The sequence below is a fragment of the Brevibacillus jepli genome (assembly GCF_047229145.1).
In the GTDB taxonomy this organism is placed as follows: Bacteria; Bacillota; Bacilli; order Brevibacillales; family Brevibacillaceae; genus Brevibacillus.
The window spans coordinates 1-22147 of record NZ_JBFEFW010000035.1; the positions used below are offsets into that span (position 1 = coordinate 1).

The following is a 22147-nucleotide window of genomic DNA, read 5'->3' on the forward strand; positions in this document are numbered from 1 at the left end:
GCGTACTTGCCCTTAGTGTAGCCAGAGTAACCTACGAAGTTACGAATAGGGGCTGTCCTCGTTCATCATAACTTATGTGAATACTTCCTTGAACCTTCAACGTTTGAAGCGCTCCCGCCATTTTTTCCGAAGCGTACAGTCAATCCCACAGCGGGGCGTAGACCGAAGCGTAGACTGGAAATGCGCTTCTTCCCTCCACTACAGCTACTTCAAAAACAAAAAAAACGTGACACAAGCAACGAATCACTTGTGCCACGCTTATTACAGATTAATATTTGTTAAACAGCATGATCCAGAGGGAACCTGCAACGATCGTGAATACGAGGACAAGTCCTAGAATCAATGTCTGTACGTTGTAGCGCGGTTTTTCTCCTTCGCGGATGTGCATGAAGAAGACCAACTGAACGACGAACTGCAAGACTGCCATTATCATGATCGTGACGATGGTCGCCGTTTTACTCATTATCTGGTTCATGACCAGTACGAGTGGAATAATGGTGAGCACGATCGAGAGAATGAAACCGATCACGTACTCTTTCATTGATCCGTGGCCTTGATGTCCACCATGGTTTTGATGTTGTGCCACCTTACATCACCCCCATCAAGTAAACGACTGTGAAGAGGAAGATCCACACAACGTCAAGGAAGTGCCAGTACAAGCTCAGGTTGGTAATTTTGCGGCGAGTAACCGCAGTGATTCCACGGCGCTTCAGCTGCATGATCAACGCAACCATCCAGAACAGACCAAGCGTTACGTGCAATCCGTGCGTACCAACTAGTGCATAGAAGGCAGACCAGTATGCGCTAGTACCCATGGTTATACCTTCACTTACCAAATGCATGAACTCCGTAACTTCGAGCACGATGAAAGACAGTCCCAACAGACCCGTTACAGCCAGCCAAGCAATCAGCTGCTTCACGTTGCCCTTGTTCATTGCCAATACCGCGAGACCGCTGGTAAAGCTACTTGTCAGCAAGATAAAGGTCGAAGCGATAATTCCTGGCAGCTGGAACATTTCTTGTCCAGTTGGTCCGCCAGCAAAGCTGTTCATCATTACTGCATAGGTTGCGAACAATGTACCGAACAGTACGCAGTCCGTAATGACGAAAATCCAGAAACCAAGAACCTTTAATTGCTCATGCTCTTCATGATGGTCGTGGTCGTGGCCGTGACCATGGTCATGATGCTTAGCCATCGTTACACCACCCTCCCCAGTGAAGCCTCAGTGCGACGCACTTCCTCCACCGGTACGTAATAATCCGTGTCGTATTGGAAGGAGCGTACCCACATGCATGCGAATACTCCAATGAATCCAATGACGGCCATCCAAACCCATTCAAACGTGAAACCAAAACCTACCAAGAACCAGAAGTTCGACATGATAAACGGAATTCCAGAGTTCTTCGGCATATGAATCGGCTCCAGTTTCGCCGGTTGTTCTTTATAGGTGCCATTTGCTTTTGCTTGTTTCGTTTCCCACCAATCATCCATTTCTTTGACTTGTGGAACGACAGCAAAGTTGTAGAACGGTGCAGGTGACGGAATCGACCACTCCAGCGTACGACCATTCCATGGATCGCCTGTCGTGTCGCGCTCACCATGCTTGATGCTGTAAGCGATTTGCCATACTTGGAAGATGAAACCGATACCCATCATGAATGCACCAACGGTGGAAACCAGGTTCATGTCTGCCCAACCGCGGTCCCAACCGTACGTATAGTAACGGCGAGTCATACCCATCAAACCAAGTGCATATTGCGGCATGAAGCACACGTAGAAACCAATATTCCAGAACCAGAAGCCCCATTTGCCCAATTTCTCATCCAGCTTGAAACCGAACAGTTTTGGCCACCAGTAGTAAATACCAGCCAAGTAACCGAATACTACCCCACCAATCAATACTTGGTGGAAGTGGGCAACCAAGAAGTAACTGTTGTGATATTGATAGTCTGCTGGAGCTACCGCGAGCATTACCCCTGTCGCTCCACCAATAACGAAGCACGGGATGAAGGCAATCGTCCACAGCATAGGTTGCTTAAAGGATATCCGACCGCGATACATCGTAAAGATCCAGTTAAAGACCTTAACCCCGGTCGGTATCCCAACAATCATCGTTGTTATCGCAAAGAAGGCGATAACACTTGCGCTCGTACCCATGGTGAAGAAGTGGTGAGCCCAGGTAAAGAAGGAAACAACGGCAATGACCATCATCGCCCAAACCATTGATTTGTAACCGAAAATCTTTTTACGCGAGAACGTAGCCACGATTTCGGAGAAAATACCGAAAGCTGGTACTACTACGATATATACCTCAGGGTGACCCCACATCCAGATGAGGTTGAGGTACATCATCGGATTACCGCCGCCGTCCATCGTGAAGAAGTGAGCACCTGCAAAACGGTCAAGGAACAACAGTGCAAGTGTTACAGTCAAAATTGGGAAAGCGAAAATGATCATAATGCAGCTGGACAGTACAGACCAGCTAAACAATGGCATTTTGGAAAGCTTCATGCCAGGTGCACGCATCTTGAGAATCGTGACCATGAAGTTAATCCCTGTCGCCAAAGAACCGATACCGGAGATCTGAATCCCCCAAATATAGAAGTTCTGACCTGGTCCAGGGCTAAATTCATTTTGTGACAGTGGCGGGTAGGACAACCAACCAGCGTCCGGGGAGCCCCCGATTACGAATGAAAGGTTGAACAACATCGCGCCGAGCATAAACAGCCAGAAGCTGAGTGCGTTCAGGAACGGATACGCAACATCGCGCGCTCCGAGCTGAAGCGGTACTACCATGTTGAACAAAGCAAACATCATCGGCATCGCCATGAACAAAATCATGATCGTACCGTGTGTCGTAAAGATGGCATTATAGTGCTCCGAGTTCAGGAGCTCTAAATTCGGGAATGCCAACTGTACGCGCATCAGCAGGGCGTCCACCCCACCGCGGAACAGCATCAGAAGCGATGCAATCAAATACATAATACCAATGCGCTTATGGTCAACGGTGGTCAACCACTCACGCCAGAGCCAGCCCCATTTTTGATACTTGGTTAAAACAAATACGATCGCAATCATAGTCAGTGCAATCGATACCTGCGCACCATAAATCAGTGGGTCACCGGTTACAAAGAACGTGGATGCAAAATCCTTAATGTTCTCCCACACGTGGTATTCCTCCTCCCTCTCGCCTAGTGGTTCATACTGGAATGATTCATCCCAGGCATGTTGTGCGAATCAGACTTTTGCTGCGTGTTTTGCGAAGTCTCATTAGAAGACTTGTCACCTGCAGGCGCAGGGGTTTTCTCCATAACATAGTCCATATCGTGACCATGGCCATATTTAGCAACGATCTCTTCAAACAAACCTTCTGGGAATGCAGAGTACGTAAACTTATCTGTCACACTAGGCTTGCGGAGTTCTTCATAATCTGCCTTGGTCATTTCTGGTGTCGTTCCTTTTACCTCTTTGACCCAGTTATCGAACTCTTCTTTTGATTTCGCAGTTACGTTAAATTGCATTTTCGCGAAGCCTTCACCAGAGAAGTTCGAACTGAATCCAGCGAATGTACCTGGCTCATCTGCTTGCAGATACAACTCGGTAGCCATCCCTGACATCGCATAAATCTGTCCACCCAATTCTGGCACCCAGAAAGAGTTCATCGGTGCATCCGCAGATACTTGGAAGCGAATCGGTACACCAGCAGGAATCTCCAGGTGGTTAACAGTTGCAATATTTTGTTCTGGATACGTAAACATCCATTTCCAGTCCAAAGCCGTAACCTGAATGGTCATAGGAGCAACTTCTTTATTAGGAGACTCTTTTAACACATAAATATCACGGACAGTAAAGTAACCCAGTAATGCAACGATAATTACAGGGATAACCCACCAAATTACCTCCAGGGTTGTACTGTGTGCCCACTCCGGCTTGTAAGATGCTTTGTTGCCCGGTGTATCCCGATAACGGTATACAATGAAAGCGGTAAGCAAAATTACCGGAACGCAAATGATAGCGACCAATATTGTGGAAATAATAATGAGATTGTACTGCGTTTCTGCTACAGGTCCTTTCGGGTTCAAGACGAGGTATTCGCTACCACAGCCTGTCAGCAGAACGGTGCCCAACACTGCCAAGATCCAAAACTGGATATGCCTCAGCATTTTTCCTCCGCTCATTCTCCTAATCCCTCCTAGTCACAAACAACGAGCATGAAATACTTTGATAGCTTAGTTCTTTTGGCGTGAACTTCGCTTATATCTGTCAATAGTGCAGTCACCACTCTATAAATAGAGATTTTTTAACATGAGTGAACTTCACTATTTGCCGCATATACATACTATCAGAGTCAGCGAGCTTTTGTACTCGTTTTTGACGACGTTCAATATTTCGTAGCTTTTCTGTTACAAAGTGTTCACATAGCATTCACGAGTTGATCATATTCTTGTTAGGATTCTCCTCAACTGAAGTTCAACACCCATTTTTGGTCGCTCCGCCCAATTCTAAATGTCAAGTTTCTTTTCACTTTTAATTAAAAAAATCAAAAACCGCCAGCGCAAATCGCTGATGGCAATATTTCATCACAAATAAAAAAACCTCTCATTATAATGAAGAAAATGAGAGGTTCTCTATGGCGTTGCTTCTATACTGTTACGCGTCATTTCTTCGTAGCGTCATCAAGCGAAACACAGTGCTCATAATGAAGATATTCATGCCAGCGATCAAAAATCCGATAGACACCATCAACGGCAAGTTCTGCGATCTGAAATCGCTTGCAGTGAAAGCCATCATAACAGCACCGACGAATAATACTGTCCAAGCCATCCATTTTAATACATCTGCTGCTTTTCCATCGTTATTCATAACACAAAACCCCTATCGCTATAGATTTTTTGCGTGACCGTTTTTCTTTGATGTTCTTATTGTAACATAATATTCACTTGTTGTTCATATTTTGTTCAATTTTTTATAAAAAATTTGTCAAAACTTTTTTCATAAACCTATTGTCTATTGGTTTACTGCAATTTTATTTTGTGTCACAAATGTGAAAGTGTTATTGTTATAATGAAAGAAGTAAACGGTTTCATACTTTTCTACATCCTGATCTGTCATCAAAGGTGGTTTGCCCATGGTCCACACACCCAAAAAAGCACGCATCAGTCTCTTGACCCAAATGGTTCTGCTCATCTCCATCGTTGTCCTGATCAGCATGGGGATTGGAACCGCCTTATTTTCCTTCATATTAGATGACATTCTAGATCGATACATTGGACAGCAAGCCATGACGGTCGCCAAGCTATCTGCCATGAACGAACGCATCATCGCAGCGTTCGAGACTGATAATCCTTCTGAAAAAATACAGCCGATTGCCGAAACCATCCGACTCGAAACGGGTGCCAGCTATGTCGTGATCGGAAATAAGGACGGCATTCGATACTCCCACTATGACCCCGATCAAATCGGATTGCCGATGGGAACCAGCAATGATCCTGTCTTTTTAGAAAACCGCTCGGTCATTTATCGCGGCTCTGGCATCTCAGGTCCAGCCATTAAGGCAAAAGCGCCAATCGTCAACAAGAAAGGCGAAACGATCGGTGTCTCCTCTGTCGGCTTCGTCATGAGTGATGTAGAAAAACGAGTAGCAGAATACAAGGAAAGAGTCGTCGCCTTATCCCTGGTGCTGTTGGTTATCGGCATTATTGGTGCTTTTATTATTGCCAGACGCGTAAAGCGATTGATCTTTGGCTTGGAGCCAGAAGAAATCTCATTTTTGTTTACGGAAAAAGCAGCTATTCTTGAATCGATTCGTGACGCTACGGTAGCGGTCGATATGCAAGGGCGAGTCGTGTCCATGAATAAACGTGCACGTGCCCTCCTAGAGGAAGATTTGACCATAGGGAAACCGATCGCAAGCCCGCAAATACGTGACATCATTCATTCTGTCAATCGAAATACGCAAGAAATGAACTACAAAATTTTGCTAGGTCATGAGATTTTTATTACGGATTACTCTCCTATTTTGAGCAATAACGAAGTCAGGGGCGTCGTCTTCACCTTTCGACCGGAGTCTGAAATTGAACAGCTCACTGAAGTAATTACGAAAATCAGTTCCTTTTCGGACAATATGCGTGCACAAAATCACGAATATTTGAATCGTTTAAACACCATCTATGGGCTACTCAAGCTAAAAGAGTACGACAAAGCATTAGAGCTCATCACGGATGAAGTTAAGGAACGGCAGGATATCCTCGCCTTCATTATGAGTTCAGTAAAGGAGCCGTTCATCGCTGCTTGTCTGCTGGGGAAAATCAACCGCTCCAAAGAGCTGAAGGTAATACTCGAAATTGATCAAGACAGCTATTTAGGAAATGTACCTGACAGCATCGATACGAAGGTACTGGTTACCATTCTCGGCAATTTGATCGACAACGCTATGGAAGCAGCTCTCGAATACAGAGGCTCTGACGCAATGGTTCACGTATCCTTCACTGATTTAGGCGGAGATATCATTTTTGACATTGAAGACAATGGGCATGGGGTATCAAAAGAATTGGAGCCGCGCATCTTTGAAAGTGGTGTCACTACGAAGTCAGGTGAAAATCGGGGACTCGGTCTGGCCATTGTGAAAAACGCCATCGAGCTTTTAGAAGGACAAATCTCACTGGGTACAAGTGATCTTGGCGGTGCGCGTTTCACCGTTGTCGTTCCGAAAACGTGGGACAAGCAAAAAGAAAGGGGGCCAATCCACTATGTCTGACAAACCAATTACCGTCATGATTGTAGAAGATGACGAAATTGCTGCCAGAATCTATGAGCAATTCACAAGTAAACTGGATGGCTACCAAATCATCGCCACGGCTACGACTGGAAAACAGGCTTTGGAGATGCTTCACGTCGTTACACCTGATGTGCTGCTATTGGACATTTTTTTGCCGGATATGAATGGGATTGACCTGCTGAGGGAGGTGCGGAAGCATTTTCGCGGGATCGATGTCGTCATGATCACAGCCGCAAACGATGTGGAAACCGTACGAGAAGCAATACGCGGCGGAGCATACAGCTACATCATCAAGCCGATTATGATCGATAAATTCATGTCTACCTTAGAGCAATACGCAAATACGAGACGCCAGCTACAACAGCATACAACGATTGATCAAACAGCAGTGGACAAGCTGTTTACGAAAACAGCACACTCCCCCGCTCCCAAAACGGGTGAAACCATCACCATGCTCCCGAAAGGCATCGACAAGCTGACGTTAAAGCTGATCCGGGACAAGCTGCAGGAGACGACCCAAAGCATGAATGCCGATGATCTGGCGGCACTAGCTGGGATGAGTCATTCGACTGTACGCAGATATCTTGAATTCCTCGTCTCCATTAATGAAGTGACTGTCGAGACGTTCTATGGTACGGTTGGGCGTCCAGAGAGAAAGTACCGCTGGGTCCCGCAAAAAACGGCAAAGTGATGCCTGGTGGCAAAAAAAGAAAGGGAAGCTTCATTTGTGAACCTGAAGCTTCCCTTTCTCTTTCTTTGCTACCGGTTGTGTCGCACCTGAACTCTTTCCCCGAAACATCGTGATGATGACAACGGCTGCAATGATCATGACAGCAGCAATCAAGGTTTGGCCCGTCAATTGTTCATCAGCGATCAACCAGCCCAGAAATACCGCGACAATTGGGTTCACATATGCGTAAGTAGATACCAGTGAAGGCTCTGCATTTTTCAAGAGCCAAATGTACGCCGTGTAGGCAACGATCGAACCGAATCCAACTAAATAACCAAAGGCAATCCATGATCGCAGCGTAATCTCCGATACATGCAGCTTCGTCCAATCGTCTAGAAACAGTGACGTGATCCCCAATAAAATCCCACCGACGATCATTTGCAGGGCGGTCGACATCACAGGTGACGCAGGGAGATTCGCATTTCGCGAATACAACGATCCCACTGACCAACTGATCGAAGCAAACAGGAGTGCCAGGATTCCGATTGTATCCACCCCTTGATTGCCACTTCCGCCGGGATGGACGACCAGCACAGCGATTCCTGCCAAGCCAAACAGGATTCCGCCCATGACACCAACCGTTGGCTTCTGCCGGCTACCCCCGATCCAGTTGAAGACGAGAATCCACAGCGGTACGGTAGCGACTAGCAAGGATGCGATTGCAGACGGTACTTTTAGCTGTGCCCATGCTACAACGCCGTTACCTCCAAGAAGAAGCAATGCCCCGACAATTCCGGCACCTCTCCATTCTGCTGCACTGGGCATCTCTGCCCCCTTCCAGCGTCCGATCAGGAACAGGACCAATCCAGCCAAGAAAAATCGCGCACCTGCCATAATAAAGGGAGGCATGGATTCTATAGCGATCTTCATTCCGAGATAAGTGCCTCCCCAAAACAGGTAGACCGCTAGCAACGCAATCGTAACGACAAATAATTTCGAATCTTTTTTTCCTGTCATTATGTTTCCACCTTGAGTATTAAATTTCTTTCCGTCCATCCTCGTAGATCGTCGACAAAATGAATGTCGTAGAGGTTTCCAGTACTTCGTCATACGTGACCATTTCATCGATCAGATTGGTGATATCTTCCGGTGCCGTCGCACGTACTTTTAGCATCATACACCACTCTCCGGCGAGCCGCTGGCATTCGATGATGGTTACGTTCGGTACCTGAACGTTCACAATCTTTTCTGCGATTTCCTTGAAGTTCTGACATCTTGCCTTGACGAAGATTAATACCTTCAGCTTTTGCTCTACTTTTCTCCAGTCAATGATGCCACGGTATCCCTTAATAACGCCATTCTTTTCGAGCTTGGCAACCCGTTGGTGGACAGCCGGTCGCGAGATGTGCAGCAGCTTGCTGATTTCCTCGTGAGAAATCCTGCCGTTTTCTTCGAGCAATTGAACAATTCTCAGGTCAACCTCATCCATCACATACCTCCTGTTGAAATAGTAGCATATATATCCTTCATATAGACCATTTGTAATCTATATTGACCAAATTCAAACGATTTGTAAATACAGAGCACGTAATCAAACAATATTATGCCAATAACCGTAGTGAAAACCTTCCTCATCATTACGAATCGTTACTTAGGTACCCATACACGCAAAACAAAAAGCCCCCGCCTGATCGTAAGCGGGGACCAACAGTATCATTCTGGCTTTATAAACAGTGCCATCCACTCATCTACCTGGATGGAAACGACTTGCTCGCCCTCTTTTTCTACAGCAAAGTAGGCTTGGATTTCTTCCTCTGCACTTGTAATATGCGCGGTAACCTGCTCGACTTGCTCCTCAGACTCTGTCGTACGTCTGACCCAACTCGCATACGGGAACGTCTTTTTACGTACCCGCGAATTGCTCTCCATCAGACCCTCTTGCTCCATCCATGTTAACCATTCGGAGCGTGAGTAGCTTCGTACATGACTGTGATCGCGCAGTTTCTCCAGCGTATTCACAAATCGATCCAGCTTATCATCCTCTGCTGCGATGTTGTCGATCAGCACGAGCTTTCCACCCGGCTTCAAGACACGGGCCACTTCTTTTACAAACGCCTCCGGATTCGGGAAGTGATGAGCCGCGATTCTGCACCCGACTGCATCAAAAGAATTGCTCAAAAACGGAAGTGCTTCCGCGTCCGCAACCACATAAAAGACATTGCTTGCGTAAGATGTCAAATGGTTTCGCGCCGCCGCAAGCATCGGCTGTGTCAAATCTGTCGCAATGACTTGACCGACATGTGGAGCGATCGCCTTCGTCAGATGACCACCGCCCGTTGCCACATCGAGAAACACCCAATCAGACGTCGGTTTCAGCCAAGGTGTCAGGAGAGCCAGATCCTCTCCGGTAGCGTGCGTCTGGCTGGTTACATACTTTTCGGCATTGGCACCGAATTGCTGTTTAACTTCCTCTTTGATCTTATCGTCATCGCGCATGAGAATGGTCCTCCTCTATTCTTCGTTCACGATTACTTTTTTCCCTCTCATTTTCATGATCAACGGTATGGTGATCCACAGAAATGCAATGATCAGAAACACCAGCGATACTGGCTTTTGAATAAAGATGGAGAAATCGCCATTGGAAGTCGTCAAGGCACGTCTCAGGTTGTTTTCAATCATTGGGCCCAAGACCAAGCCCAGAACGAGTGGAGCCATTGGGAAATCATTTTTCGCCAAGAAGTAACCTACGAGTCCACAGAATAACAGCAGGACCAGATCAAATACCGAGACACGGACCGCGTATACACCGAATACAGAAATGGCAACGATCATCGGGATCAAATATTTAGGCGGTGTCTCAATCAGCTTCGCAAATACCTTTACGAGCGGCATGTTGAGGATCAAGAGCATTACGTTTCCAATGAACATACTGGCAATCAAGCCCCAAGCGATGTTCGGATGATCTTCAAACAAAAGCGGGCCTGGCTGTACGTTGTACATAATCAGTGCGCCCATCAATACAGCTGTCGTCCCTGTACCCGGAATCCCCAAGGTCAAGAGCGGAATCATCGCCCCACCAGAAGCTGCGTTGTTTGCTGACTCTGGAGCTGCTACCCCAGCGATTGCCCCTTTTCCGAACTTTTCAGGCGTTTTACTGATTTTCTTTTCCAACAAATAAGCGAGGAAGGATGCCAGTGTTGCGCCAGAACCAGGAACAATTCCTTTAAAGAATCCAACAAGCGATCCACGGAGAATTGGTCCAGCACTTTCCTTCAAGTCTTGCTTGGACGGTACAATTCGGGAGATTTTGGCGATCTCTCCCTCATTTACATCACGTTCGAGAATCGTCTTGAACACTTCTCCGAGCGCAAATACCCCTACGGCAATCGTCAAAAATTCCAAACCGGAATAGAGCTCTGGCATATCAAAGGTAAAACGCGCCACGCCGGATACATTGTCCAGCCCGATTGTCGCAATCAACAAGCCAAAACACGTCATCATCAATGCTTTGGTGACAGACTTGCCTGCCAGCCCGCTCAGTGCACACAGACCTAAGATCATCAGCGAAAACTCATCTGCCGGACTGAGCTTGAGTGCTACCTCAGAGAGTGGCTCTGCCAAAAATACCAGACCGACAAGCGAGACAAGCCCTGCAAAAAACGAACCAATTGCAGCGATGGAGAGAGCAACTCCCGCTCTTCCCTGCTTGGCCATCGGGTATCCGTCCAGTACGGTAACGACGGAGGATGACTCACCAGGTGTATTCAACAAAATCGAAGTGGTAGAGCCGCCGTACATCGCTCCGTAATAAACCCCTGCGAGCAAAATAATGGCGCTGGTCGCCGCTGCTTCTGGTGGCAGTCCACTGGTCAAAGAGGCTGTCACAGGAATCAGCAAGGCAACGCCACTGATTGGTCCGATCCCCGGCAGTACCCCGACTACCGTCCCGATTAATACGCCGACAAACGCAAAGATGATATTTTGCCATTGCAGGGCAGTGGCAAATCCGTCCAGCAAATAATCAATTGCACCCATTTCATCCACCTCCTACAAGCCTAACCATGTTGGCAAACCGGGCAATGTGCCATCGAGAACTTCTACGTACAATAAGTAGACACCGAATGAAAACCCACCGGAAATGAGCACGCTGTTGAGCCATTTCCCTTTCTGCATCGTCTGGAATCCAATCACGAGGAAAGCGAAGGTGCTGATCACGTAGCCGATTTCTTCCAAAAGCAATACGTAGAATAATGCCGCCACAAGAATGATGAGGAACCGTTTGTAATCGAGCTTTTGCTTCTCTTTCTCACCCTCTTGCATATATTTGAACGTCTCATAAAATAATCGCAGGCTAAGCAGGATCAGAAGACTTCCGAGTCCCATCGGAAAAATGTTTGGTCCGACATTGCTGCCGTAAGCGCTCGCCGAGATGTTTTGGCTCCCGACCACAAATGCTACGCCTAACACGAGAAAAGCCAGACTGGCGTAGCGGTCAAAAGTTTTGCTCACGTATGTTCCCTCCTGTTCGTACAAAAATCCAGAATGAAGGAGGAGAAGAATCGCTCCTTCTCCCTCCCCCATCAAGCCTTTTTATTTCGCCATTCCGAGCAAGCCCAGAATTTCCTTGAACATTTTTTCTTGCTCACCCAGGTAGCTCTTGAAGTCAGCGCCGTTTTTGTAGCCGTCATCCCAGCCGTTTGCTTCCAGCTCTGCTTTCCACTCAGGAGTCTCTGTCATCGCTTTCAACTTTTGCTCCCAGTAAGCAACAGCATCTGGCGTCATGTCTTTTGGTCCGAATACACCGCGCCAGTTGATCAGCTCTGCGTCATAACCGGATTCTTTGTACGTCGGAATGTCCTTGAACATCCCTTTCAAGCGCTCAGGGGAAGAAACGCCCAAGATTCTTACTTTGCCGGACTTCAAGTATTCACCGGAACCGGATACATCTGTTGCCAGTACGTCAGCATTGCCACCCAAGAGCGCTGCGATCGCTTCTCCGCCGCCATCGTAGGAAATGAATTTAACTGTCTTCGGATCAATGCCCGCTTTTACGGCTGGCATCAGGAAGGTCAAGTGATCAAGCGAGCCCGGAGCAGAACCGCCTGCAACCGTTACTTTTGTCGGGTCTGCCTTGACAGCTTCCATCAATGATTTCAGATCTTGATACGGGGAATCCGCTTTTACCACGATCGCGCCGTAGTCTTTGGTCAACTGTGCCAACGGGGTCATATCATTATAGGAATGTGGGCTGTTTCCTTCTTTTTTCACATTGTTGATGACGATCGGTGTCGATGGAAGCAGGAGCTTATAGTTGTTTTTCTTGTCCTGCGTCACGAAGTCAGCCAAGCCTACTGCCTGTCCGCCACCTGGCTTGTTTTCAACGGAGATTGTCTTGTCCACCAGCTTCGTTGCTGACATCACCTTTGCGAGGGAGCGCGCTGTTTTATCCAAGCCGCCTCCTGCCCCCGACGGAGCGATTACCGAGATTGGTTTTTCCGGATAGGTCGAAGCTCCTCCAGAGGATGCTGTCTGCCCACCGCCGCCTCCACAGGCTGCGAGGCTTAATGCCAGTGCTGTGGTAAGGAGTACTCCGGTCCATTTCTTTCCTTTTTTCATTTTATTAACCCCCTCGTTTGATAGCGTTTTCAATTAAGTTAAGGAGATCATAGCATTGGATGAAAACGCTTCCTAGTTTGTTCAGATAATTTGGATAAACTCCATATTTATGATTATTTTCATTTTTTTCACGCCGAAAAGACCCGTCGCTCCGATCGTGGAACGTACAGGCCTTCCTGTTTGATTCTACTAATTAGATTGCGTTAGGCGCTGGTCTCCTTTGGCTCCTTTATCCTGCTGTGGCGGTTCGACCACGCGCGAGCGCCGAAGGAAAACAGTGTGAGTACAAGGACCACACGAAACAGATGAAACGCCGTCACTAACAACGGATCGGCTCCTGTCGCCAAGGCAGTCAAGCTCATCTCCGCGAGTCCACCTGGCACCGTAGCCAAAATTGCCGTCACGATATCGGTATCTGTCACGTATGAAATACCGATGGCAAGCACAATCACCATGACGAACAAGAACATGGAATGCATCAGACCGAACAGAAAGAATCGGCGGTTTTTGGCGATGTCCTCTCGTTTGAAGCCAAGACCGATGCTGACCCCGATGAATATTTGCGCCACCTGGACCAAGATGCTTGGCAGCACAGGGCTCTCTCCCACAAGCGATGTATTCATCGAAATCAAAGCGGTCACGAGCAAGGCACCGAGCAAGAACGGGGCAGGTATATAACAGCGTGATGCAATCCATGCTCCCATGACTCCAGCAGCCAAGATGATGAATGTCGGTCCTATACCAATTACATGTTCAGTAGCAACAGTCTGCATCGCAGCATGGTTAGGTAGAAAGGTCACTAGATATGGGGTGCAAAGCACGACGCTGATCGCACGGATCGAGTGGAAAATGGTAATGACTTGCTGATTTCCTCCCGCCGTTTGACCTACCGACACCATTTCCGATAGTCCACCGGGAATATTGCTGAAGATCGCCGTTATTCCGTCCACTCGGCAAACTTTATAAAATATCCAAGCGTTCACCAAACTGATCAAGATCGTCAATATCGTTGTTACGAGCATCAATCCGATGTGCCCCGTCATCGTCTCCACGATTTCAGGTGTCATGCGCAGACCAAGGGTGATCCCGATCACGGTCAATCCTGCTTGACGAAACCAACGGGGAATCCAAAGATTTTTGACCCCAAGCATATTGCAAACAACTGTCGTGACTAGCGCTCCGAGCAGCCAGGGCAGTGGACTGTGAATGGTAGCAAACAGCCAGCCACCCAGTGTTCCGAGCAGCAATGTAAACAGAATACGTAGCAGCATAAGCGTCCCTCTCCTACTCTCTGACGTTGTATGAAGCTTCTAAGGTGGGGGTACACCTAGTGTAAAACAATTGTTCTCGCAGCAAAAATACAAAATGGTTATCGTTGGCGATTCCTTACGTGAATAACAAAACGGTCATGACCGTTTTGTTGACCGCAAGCGGTCGCATCTACTTTTATGAAAAACGTCGAGACGTTTTTCACAGAAAAAAACTGCCGGCTCCAGCAGAGGTAGAGTTCCCAGCAGTCCCTTATTCCTTGATTAATCGATGAATGATATCTCACCCTGCTCCATGAAGCCCACAAATGCCTTGACCATTTGCAATTCCATCGAGTCGGCATGATAAAACATCCATGTACTTCGCTTGATCGGCTCCCCTTCTGCTGTGGTCAGCTCAATCATGTGCAGATCGTCTTTTCCGTTCAGCACGCCTCGTGGAAGGATGGCGTACCCCAAGCCGTTTGCCACCATTTCACTGCATGTATCCGCCTTGTCGACCTCCATGCCGATCAGCGGTGGTTGGGAAAACCGTTCCGTCCACCAGCTGTCCACTAACGCCCGCAGCAACGGGTCCGTCTCATAGTCGATTCGCGGCAGGGTGGGCAGGTCGTCGATATGAATGGGTTCCGTGGAAACGACAAAGACCGATTCCTCGAACAGCAAGTGCTTTTGGTCGGACCAGTTGTAGCTTCCCCGGACGAAGCCTACGTGCACGTCCTGATTATAAACGGACTTGTAAACGTCTTTGCTCCATCCGGTCATCACCTTGTACTCAACGTTTGGATAGGCCTCCTTGAACTTTTTCAAGATCATCGGGAGCTTGTACCGTGCAAAATAGTTGGAAACCCCCAGCCGGAGCGTACCATTGACCTCGTCTCCCATGTTCAAGACATGCTCCTTGATATTGCGGAGTCTGAGCAGCATTTCATCCGCGCATTTGGCCAAATACTCGCCTTGCGGAGTAAAATGAACGCCTCTACTCCCCCGTTGCACGATCTGTACGCCAAACTCTTTCTCGATCTGCCGCAGTCGTTTGGTCAGCGCAGGCTGGGACAAATACAAGCTTTCGGCTGTCTTTGTAATATTTTGTTCCTGGTACAAGGTTTGGAGAATGTACCAATCGCGATATTCCATAGCTATTATGTCTCCGCATGATTATTTGTCACATCTTTATTTAACACATGTTTCTCCTTCCGTTTCAAATAGTTTCCAATCACAATCACCAGAAGTGCCAATGCTACCGGCAAAATAATATGCAGCGACGGCATAAACGTCTCCAGGAAAGTGCCTACTGCCTTGTCTCCCACAATCATCTCACCTGCTGTATATCCGAGCAAAGCAGCTCCCAAAAGCACGATGACAGGAAAGCGATTCATCAGCTTCATCAGCAGCTGGCTTCCCCAAATGATGAGCGGAATGCTAATCGCAAGTCCGATGATGACCAGAACCAAATTCCCATTCGCTGCTCCCGCAACAGCAATGACGTTGTCCAGACTCATAATCAGGTCGGCAAAAATAATGGTTTTGAGTGCCTCTATGAAGCTCGAACCGCCACCAATGTGACTGTCTTCGTCCTCGCCTTTTAACAGCTTGACCGCAATCCAGATCAGCAAAAGTCCGCCTACGACTTGGACAAACGGGATTTTCAACAGCCAGATGGCAATAAAGGTAAGGATGATCCGCAGTCCGATTGCACCGAAGCTCCCCCAAAATGTTGCCTTCTTCTGCAGCTCTGGACTCAGGTTGCGACAGGCAAGAGCAATAACGACTGCATTGTCTCCGCTCAGTACCAGGTTGATCATAATGATTTGTAGTAAGCTAAGTAAGTATTCTGTCATGATGTCTCCCTCCAAGATTGCTCATACTGACAATAATGAATACTCCCGCCACTTACCTAGCGGTTGAAGTGGGGGTTTCTTATGTGTCGTCGTTACCGGACGCTTAACACAAGTGGAGTTGACACGGCGACAGCTTTCAAGCTGTCCAACCCCTCTATTCCATTGGCTGTAAATGCCGTTGGAACTTCTTTTCGTAAGATATTGTAGGCTCCATTCACATCTGCATTAAGCAATGTTCCGTTTTTCGAACGATACAAGCCACGTTTAATCCGTACTCCTGAAAATAAAAAGGCTTGTTTACGCTCTCCATACGTTGGAATGTCATCATGGTCCAAAAAACTCGCTATCGATGTATACGATTCTTCTCTTGCCATGACGTTGATGCCATTTCTCTTAGCCTTATACGAAATCATTTGGATTAACAAAGCATGGGGAATATGGCAAAACGATTGATTGTTTCGTTTGCCCATGGTAATACTACTCTTCCATTGCGTGTTTCGCCCAATGACAATGGCTCCCACATTCTCTTCGAGAGCAATCTTCACGATTTGACAGCTTGCTTTATGAAAGAAATCTTTGATTTTCAAAAATCGCTTTCGATGAAGCCTTTCCAATCGTTTGGAAGTGTACGGGCCTTCCTTTTGATCTTTGCCCTGACGTAAAATGCTCAAGTAATGTGCCTTCTGCTTGTTATAGTACTGATTGATGGATTTCACAACGTTACCCTTGATCAATCGCGGCTTCTTGCCTGAATTGGTCACGATGGTTGCAAGGTTGTTAATCCCCAAGTCAATTCCCATGACATGCTTGGCAGTCGTCCTCGCTTCAGCTGTCTCCGAAGAGCATACTAGCTCGACAACATATCTTCCGTAGGCAGGAATGACTCGAACTTCCATCAGCTTTTGATGGGTGGCTCCTAGCTTACCGATGTTCAAACGATGATTCGTTAACGGCAATTTCAGATATTTTCCTTCTTTGATCACGCAATCCTGATTGGTAAAAGTCACTTCCTTTTGAGAATTTCTACAATACTTCGGAATACGTGGTCTTCCCGTAAACAAGGCTGGATTTTTCTTATACGCTTTTATTAAAGCGAAGAAACTCTTCCAATTTTGAAAGACCTTTTTCATCACCTGCTGACTGCTTTGCGTTGGTAAGGAACGATAGTTTTCCTGCTTGATCCCTTTGAACAAGGCATCCAAGAAGCCATAAGAAAGCATTGAGGCTTCCTTGGTCGGAAGCACATACAAATTTGGCTTGATCGCTTTCTGCTCTTGGGCAGGCTTTGCTTGTTCTCTAGCCAGTCTTTTTTGATAGGCTGTAAGTTGTACCTGATTGATTTGCTCGATGTTCTTATGCAGAAGATCGAGCACTTCTTTTTGTAAAGGTTGAAGCTCACCCTTCTGTTGCATCGTTGTGAACACTTGACGAATAAAGAAATTTGTTGTGTTATAGAGGTTTTTCGCTTGTTGACAAGAATGCTGGAAATACGGAAATAAGCGATGTCCAGGCTTGATCCAAATTTGAAAGGTTTGGTACACTTTTTCCTCTTTAGACAATTCATTCACCTCCTTTTAATAAGTGTTCAAAAGGAACGGATGTTCTGTTCCCTACTATCTTATACAATAAAAAAGAAAAATACCAAGAAAAAAGCATCGATTCACCACTCCACTTATATAAGTGAGAGTCCGCTCTCTAAGGGTCAGGCTATGTAAGCATGGTCATATCAGGTGCCACTCTGTGTTTGCTCGCTTGTTCAAAGCCATAAGCAATTTTAATGAGCACAGGCTCGCTAAAAGCTCTCCCGACAAACGTAATACCTTGAGGTCCTTTTGTAATATAACCGCCAGGAGCAATGACACCGCTGTCAGCATATCCGCCAGGAACTGTAATGACAGGATAACCTGCCCGCGCAGCCAGATCAGGCCCATTTTCATTCCCTAAGAACAGCAGGGCATCCAGTTGATATTCCGCCAATACATGATCCAGACCATTTGTACGAGCCATTTCGATATTTTTACGTCTGCTTTCCCAATACTCGTCTTCTGTTAGTGTCCCACTTGTACTATCACACCAAATCAGCTTGTCTTGACCGTATTTCAATGCTACTTGTGCATGCTCTTTGTTAAAAGCGATCACCTCTTCTAATGAACGAACGGGAACCGTACCCGCTACACTAGCTAAGTATTCGTTTAGGTACTTTTTGAATTCGTATCGCAAGACATTCCAGTCCCATTCCGTTTGCTCACATGGCAGTGAGACCGGATCGACAATAGTCGCACCTTTCTCCTTTAACACAGCGATGGCATCGTTAACAATTCGGAGTCTTGCTTCATCCAAATGCTGCATGTAGAACCTCGGAATACCAATACTGGCCTGTTGCAAATAGCTTTCGTCCAAAAATTCCGTATAATCAGAGTATGCGTATGACAAACTGGCCAATGTATCTTTGTCTTTTACGTCTGCTCCAACCAATGTGCCTAGTATGATGGCGATATCCTTTACCGTCCTAGCCATCGGACCTGCAGCATCTTGCGTATGAGTAAGCGGGATGATTCCCGATCTACTCACAAGTCCAATCGTTGGCTTAAGTCCTACCACACTATTTTGGCTGGCTGGACTAATAATAGAACCAGCCGTTTCCGTACCGATGGCAGCTGCACAGAGATTTGCTGCTACAGCCACAGCAGAGCCAGAGCTCGAACCTCCTACAAACAGTTCTCCCGGTCCATATGGATTTAAAGTGAGCCCACCTCTGGAGCTATACCCTGCCCACATCGTACTCGACATGAAGTTCGCCCATTCGGTCATATTGGCCTTTCCAAGCAAAACGGCTCCTGCGGTTCTAAGCTGGCTTGCCACGAAAGAATCCACAGGTGCAATCGAATTTGCTAAGGCGATAGAACCTGCACTTGTATGCATCTGATCATGTGTGCCGATGTTGTCTTTTACTAGTAGTGGAACTCCATGCAACGGTCCCCGACTTCCTGTTTTCTTTCGCTCATAGTCCAGCTCTCTGGCGATCTGAATAGCATCTGGATTCACTTCTATGATAGCTCGCAGAACTGGATTGAAAGCATGAATTCTGTCCAAATAGACGCGAACGAGATCTTCTGCGCCAATCATCCCCGCCTCCATAGCGGCTTGCATTTTAGAGATATCTGCTTCTACGATCCATTCCTCTAGTGGCAATTGCATGAATTCAACCCCTTTTCCTATTTCTGCCCTTTGTATCCATACACAGAATAATCCGCCCGCACTTTTCGAATGGCATACCAAACAGGCAACCCTCTCGCCACCCAGCGCAAAGCCGACATGATGTTTTGTTCATTTTCAAACTGCTCGACGATGATGACGGTCTTTTCATTGATGTACGTCTGAAGCTCATCCCAGCCCATAGCCGAATAGCAGTCATTTCCGTACGTTTTCAACGCCAAAAAGTCTTCGCGCTTCGGGTCCTTCAGCTGTAGGAGATGCTGAATGGCTCTCGCGCATTCGGGATGTATGGATGAATTCGTCTGTTTTATGTAGCTGTTACTCATGGTGCAAAGCCTCACTTTGGTACCGGTTGATTTCTTTCCAGCACTTGATATTTTTTGCTTTCATTCTTCCCGATTTCGATGGCGATTTTCTTTTTATCCGGTACGCCTTTTATGGTGTAGTATGCACTGCCCGGGACGTAGTAGGGAGTATCGCCCTCTTTGATCTCCTCCCATTCACCAATTCTGCTTACTACCCCAAGCTTACGATCCAGATTGGTTTCACCTAGCTCCTCTTCAATCGGAACGTAATAGTATCCATCATGAACGAGGTATTCAAAGGATCTGTCTTCCGATTTTTCAAGCCAATTCGGGTCTTGTGAATCTAATTCTGTATTCTCCATGGTGGATTGAACATCTGTTGCCTGTCTTGCTTTGATCGAGTCTTCGATGCGGACAATGCCCATGCCAGCATTTCCAATTCCAAGAACGCTCAAGATAAGGATGACAAACAGCCATTTTCGATTCATCAATCGTTCACCACCAAATACATTGGTTTGGATCACCCGTGCATGTACACTTTAACGCAAGGTTGCTTTACTTCCAATTCCAAAATTCTGACCCTTGTGCCACAATTAACCTTTCCAACCAGGTTTCAAAATTCATTTTCAAGGCTGGCCCATTCTCTGGAGATACATCATCATCATGGTCAAAGCGAATGAGATAATGCTCATTTCCTGCTTTTACACGATTCGAGTCAATGAAGATGTAATCACCATTATTAATGGATATTGGATACCAATGGTTTGGCATATAATCAAGGTGATTATCTATTATTTCCTCTAAGCTTAACAGCTCATATCCACCCCCGTATTTAATGTGCTGGAATAGTCTTGCTCCGTTGTGCAGCAGCAAGAATTTTTTTAATCCGGGTGGTATGCTCCATCCTGTTTCCTTTGTAAATTTTTCAATATCTGAATCAGATGCTGGCGATTGAAAAGTAAATACTGCTTGATAAACTTCCCTCCCCCAACTTTGTACCAGCATTGTATTGTCCTGATCTAGTCGCCTTTTCAAACCTTCCAATGTCATCAAGCAAATATTTTTCTCCAAAATAGGTCACCTTTTCTGCGAAATAAAGTAGTTTCATCAATCTTTTAAATTCTCGCCCGCTTTCTTTCTACCTGCATTTCTTCTATATAAATAAAAAAGACCATCATCACTTTGATAGGATAACGGTCTTTTGTGCTTCTGCTGATTCAGTTTTTCTGCTCGGGTCTTCGTCGTCCGTTGTCTCATGTCAGCGAATGCGAATATGCTTCTGTTGAGCTCCGGGTTTCTTTTGCCTTCACGAGCCAGCTTTTCGCGTTGCTTGCGTGCTGCGCTTTTTGCCATTGTGTTTCACTCCTTTTTGACGGATTTACCATGAATACCGTCCTTGGTGTTATCATAGAACGCTTCCTGTGTTGTTGCAACGAAAATAGTAAAATCACCTACAACTCTTGTCCACTCCTTTTTCTACCCCATGAATAGGATAAATTGACAGGAGGTGTTTATTCACGATGAAAAAGAAAAGAATCACTGCGACACGCGTGGAAAACCAAGTGTATTCCAATCGGGTTCTGCGCTCTGAATTCGATCGCAACTGGCGTACCGTCATCTCCAGAACAGGTTACGTTATTTATATTGCAACAGCCAATCGGGCAAAAATAATTGTACTGCTCTCCGATGGATCTAGGAAATTGCTCATCTTCAGACAAGGTGGCAGAGTATTGGTTGGCGGTGGGGGTACCAGTCATTATAGCAAACCGCACATTGCAAAGGATTTGTAATGGTTGGGAATCGCCCTGCACGGTATATGTGTAGGCAGGGTGATTCTCATTAAACTGCTAGCTATTTTGAAAACGCCAAGATCATGACAGTTTGGCTACGCCAGCTTAGTATGCATTCCCTTTCCTATTCAAAAAAAGCGCTGGAGTATTCCACAACTCCGGATACTTGTGCCAAGGCATTTTCTTGCAGCTCCATCGCCATAAATACTTCATCCGGTACTTCAAAAGGTGCTTTAATTCCCCAGTGGGAAGCTTTTTGGAAGCCAAACTTCGGGTAATATTGTGGATGCCCGAGGACAACAACGGATTGGTATCCCAACTCTTTGGCTTTTTGGAGGGCTTCGAGAATCAACTGCTTTCCTATGCCTTTACTCTGATAATCGGGCGAGACCGACACAGGAGCTAGTGCAAGTGACGCTACACTTTGATTGACACTGCAAATGTTTATTTTCGAGAAAACAATATGTCCCACAATTTCTTGGGTCTCTTCCTGTATGGCGACTAGAGACAACTCTGGAACAAATGCATCTGATTTTCTGATACGAGACACTAATTCATGTTCCTTTTGATCGCTGAACTCCTGATTGGCAAACACACTTTTTACGACCTGTTCCGTGGTGGAGTAATCCTCAGGCCGTTCTTTTCTGATCGTAATGTTCATC

Annotated in this window: 25 protein-coding genes; 4 read left to right on the top strand and 21 right to left on the bottom strand. The window is 46.5% G+C overall.

Annotated elements, in window-relative coordinates; genetic code table 11:
- Nucleotides 1–268 precede the first annotated feature (268 nt).
- From cyoD to AB1L17_RS26830, 5 genes are all read right to left on the bottom strand, one after another.
- Nucleotides 269–586, bottom strand: coding sequence for a cytochrome o ubiquinol oxidase subunit IV (gene cyoD, locus AB1L17_RS26810; RefSeq protein ID WP_412848009.1), 318 nt, complete (start codon nt 584–586; stop codon nt 269–271).
- A 1-nt stretch (nt 587) separates the two neighbouring features.
- Nucleotides 588–1196, bottom strand: a complete 609-nt coding sequence (gene cyoC, locus AB1L17_RS26815) for a cytochrome o ubiquinol oxidase subunit III (protein WP_412848010.1) — start codon at nt 1194–1196, stop codon at nt 588–590.
- Between the two features lie 2 nt (nt 1197–1198).
- A complete protein-coding gene (locus AB1L17_RS26820) occupies nt 1199–3169 on the bottom strand; it encodes a cbb3-type cytochrome c oxidase subunit I (protein WP_412848011.1) in 1971 nt (656 codons plus the stop codon).
- Nucleotides 3170–3192: 23 nt separating this feature from the next.
- A complete protein-coding gene (gene qoxA / locus AB1L17_RS26825; RefSeq protein WP_412848012.1) occupies nt 3193–4179 on the bottom strand; it encodes a cytochrome aa3 quinol oxidase subunit II in 987 nt (328 codons plus the stop codon).
- 472 nt (nt 4180–4651) lie between these two features.
- Nucleotides 4652–4864 (bottom strand): hypothetical protein, encoded by a 213-nt coding sequence (locus AB1L17_RS26830; protein ID WP_412848013.1) that lies wholly within the window; start codon nt 4862–4864, stop codon nt 4652–4654.
- A gap of 265 nt (nt 4865–5129) precedes the next feature.
- Here AB1L17_RS26830 and AB1L17_RS26835 point away from each other — a divergent pair, with 265 nt between their 5' ends.
- Together AB1L17_RS26835 and AB1L17_RS26840 are read left to right on the top strand one after the other, a co-directional pair.
- Nucleotides 5130–6758, top strand: coding sequence for an ATP-binding protein (locus tag AB1L17_RS26835; RefSeq protein WP_412848014.1), 1629 nt, complete (start codon nt 5130–5132; stop codon nt 6756–6758).
- Nucleotides 6751–7470 (top strand): response regulator, encoded by a 720-nt coding sequence (locus AB1L17_RS26840; protein WP_412848015.1) that lies wholly within the window; start codon nt 6751–6753, stop codon nt 7468–7470. Before AB1L17_RS26835 ends, AB1L17_RS26840 begins: the two co-directional genes overlap by 8 nt.
- 30 nt (nt 7471–7500) lie before the next feature.
- On the opposite strand, the gene AB1L17_RS26845 is transcribed toward AB1L17_RS26840, so the two are convergent.
- The 7 genes from AB1L17_RS26845 to AB1L17_RS26875 all read right to left on the bottom strand — a co-directional run bounded on the left by AB1L17_RS26845 (nt 7501) and on the right by AB1L17_RS26875 (nt 14336).
- A complete protein-coding gene (locus AB1L17_RS26845; RefSeq protein ID WP_412848016.1) occupies nt 7501–8466 on the bottom strand; it encodes an EamA family transporter in 966 nt (321 codons plus the stop codon).
- 19 nt (nt 8467–8485) lie between these two features.
- Nucleotides 8486–8938: an Lrp/AsnC family transcriptional regulator gene (locus AB1L17_RS26850; RefSeq protein WP_412848017.1), complete on the bottom strand. Its 453-nt coding sequence runs from the start codon at nt 8936–8938 to the stop codon at nt 8486–8488.
- Between the two features lie 224 nt (nt 8939–9162).
- The gene (locus AB1L17_RS26855; protein WP_412848018.1) at nt 9163–9945 is read right to left on the bottom strand and encodes a class I SAM-dependent methyltransferase; all 783 of its coding nucleotides are present in this window, start codon (nt 9943–9945) and stop codon (nt 9163–9165) included.
- A 15-nt stretch (nt 9946–9960) separates the two neighbouring features.
- Complete coding sequence (locus AB1L17_RS26860; protein ID WP_412848019.1) at nt 9961–11484, bottom strand: tripartite tricarboxylate transporter permease; 1524 nt, start codon at nt 11482–11484, stop codon at nt 9961–9963.
- 12 nt (nt 11485–11496) lie between these two features.
- A complete protein-coding gene (locus AB1L17_RS26865; protein WP_412848020.1) occupies nt 11497–11958 on the bottom strand; it encodes a tripartite tricarboxylate transporter TctB family protein in 462 nt (153 codons plus the stop codon).
- Between the two features lie 81 nt (nt 11959–12039).
- The gene (locus AB1L17_RS26870; protein WP_412848021.1) at nt 12040–13065 is read right to left on the bottom strand and encodes a tripartite tricarboxylate transporter substrate binding protein; all 1026 of its coding nucleotides are present in this window, start codon (nt 13063–13065) and stop codon (nt 12040–12042) included.
- A gap of 203 nt (nt 13066–13268) precedes the next feature.
- Entirely contained in the window at nt 13269–14336 is a 1068-nt protein-coding gene (locus AB1L17_RS26875) for an AbrB family protein (protein WP_412848022.1), read from the bottom strand.
- Between the two features lie 119 nt (nt 14337–14455).
- Between AB1L17_RS26875 and AB1L17_RS26880 the strand changes: the two genes are divergently transcribed.
- Nucleotides 14456–14608: a hypothetical protein gene (locus tag AB1L17_RS26880; protein ID WP_412848023.1), complete on the top strand. Its 153-nt coding sequence runs from the start codon at nt 14456–14458 to the stop codon at nt 14606–14608.
- On the opposite strand, the gene AB1L17_RS26885 is transcribed toward AB1L17_RS26880, so the two are convergent.
- The 8 genes from AB1L17_RS26885 to AB1L17_RS26920 form a co-directional block, all read right to left on the bottom strand.
- Complete coding sequence (locus AB1L17_RS26885; RefSeq protein WP_412848024.1) at nt 14598–15470, bottom strand: LysR family transcriptional regulator; 873 nt, start codon at nt 15468–15470, stop codon at nt 14598–14600. The genes AB1L17_RS26880 and AB1L17_RS26885 overlap by 11 nt on opposite strands.
- Before the next feature lie 5 nt (nt 15471–15475).
- On the bottom strand, nt 15476–16174 hold the full coding sequence (locus AB1L17_RS26890; RefSeq protein WP_412848025.1) for a TerC family protein: 699 nt from the start codon (nt 16172–16174) through the stop codon (nt 15476–15478).
- A 92-nt stretch (nt 16175–16266) separates the two neighbouring features.
- Complete coding sequence (locus AB1L17_RS26895; protein WP_412848026.1) at nt 16267–17733, bottom strand: RNA-guided endonuclease InsQ/TnpB family protein; 1467 nt, start codon at nt 17731–17733, stop codon at nt 16267–16269.
- Between the two features lie 148 nt (nt 17734–17881).
- Complete coding sequence (locus tag AB1L17_RS26900; RefSeq protein ID WP_412848027.1) at nt 17882–19372, bottom strand: amidase family protein; 1491 nt, start codon at nt 19370–19372, stop codon at nt 17882–17884.
- 17 nt (nt 19373–19389) lie between these two features.
- On the bottom strand, nt 19390–19716 hold the full coding sequence (locus AB1L17_RS26905; protein WP_412848028.1) for a hypothetical protein: 327 nt from the start codon (nt 19714–19716) through the stop codon (nt 19390–19392).
- Nucleotides 19717–19727: 11 nt separating this feature from the next.
- Nucleotides 19728–20183 carry a hypothetical protein gene (locus AB1L17_RS26910; RefSeq protein WP_412848029.1) on the bottom strand — a complete coding sequence of 152 codons (456 nt, stop codon included), beginning with the start codon at nt 20181–20183 and terminating at the stop codon, nt 19728–19730.
- Between the two features lie 67 nt (nt 20184–20250).
- The gene (locus AB1L17_RS26915; protein WP_412848030.1) at nt 20251–20766 is read right to left on the bottom strand and encodes an SMI1/KNR4 family protein; all 516 of its coding nucleotides are present in this window, start codon (nt 20764–20766) and stop codon (nt 20251–20253) included.
- A 36-nt stretch (nt 20767–20802) separates the two neighbouring features.
- Nucleotides 20803–21048, bottom strand: a complete 246-nt coding sequence (locus tag AB1L17_RS26920) for a ribosome rescue factor BrfA (protein WP_412848031.1) — start codon at nt 21046–21048, stop codon at nt 20803–20805.
- A gap of 167 nt (nt 21049–21215) precedes the next feature.
- On the opposite strand from AB1L17_RS26920, the gene AB1L17_RS26925 reads away from it, so the two are divergent.
- On the top strand, nt 21216–21485 hold the full coding sequence (locus AB1L17_RS26925) for a hypothetical protein (RefSeq protein ID WP_412848032.1): 270 nt from the start codon (nt 21216–21218) through the stop codon (nt 21483–21485).
- A 124-nt stretch (nt 21486–21609) separates the two neighbouring features.
- Here the strand turns inward: AB1L17_RS26925 and AB1L17_RS26930 are convergent, their stop codons facing one another.
- Nucleotides 21610–22146, bottom strand: coding sequence for a GNAT family N-acetyltransferase (locus AB1L17_RS26930; protein WP_412848033.1), 537 nt, complete (start codon nt 22144–22146; stop codon nt 21610–21612).
- Nucleotide 22147 lies beyond the last annotated feature (1 nt).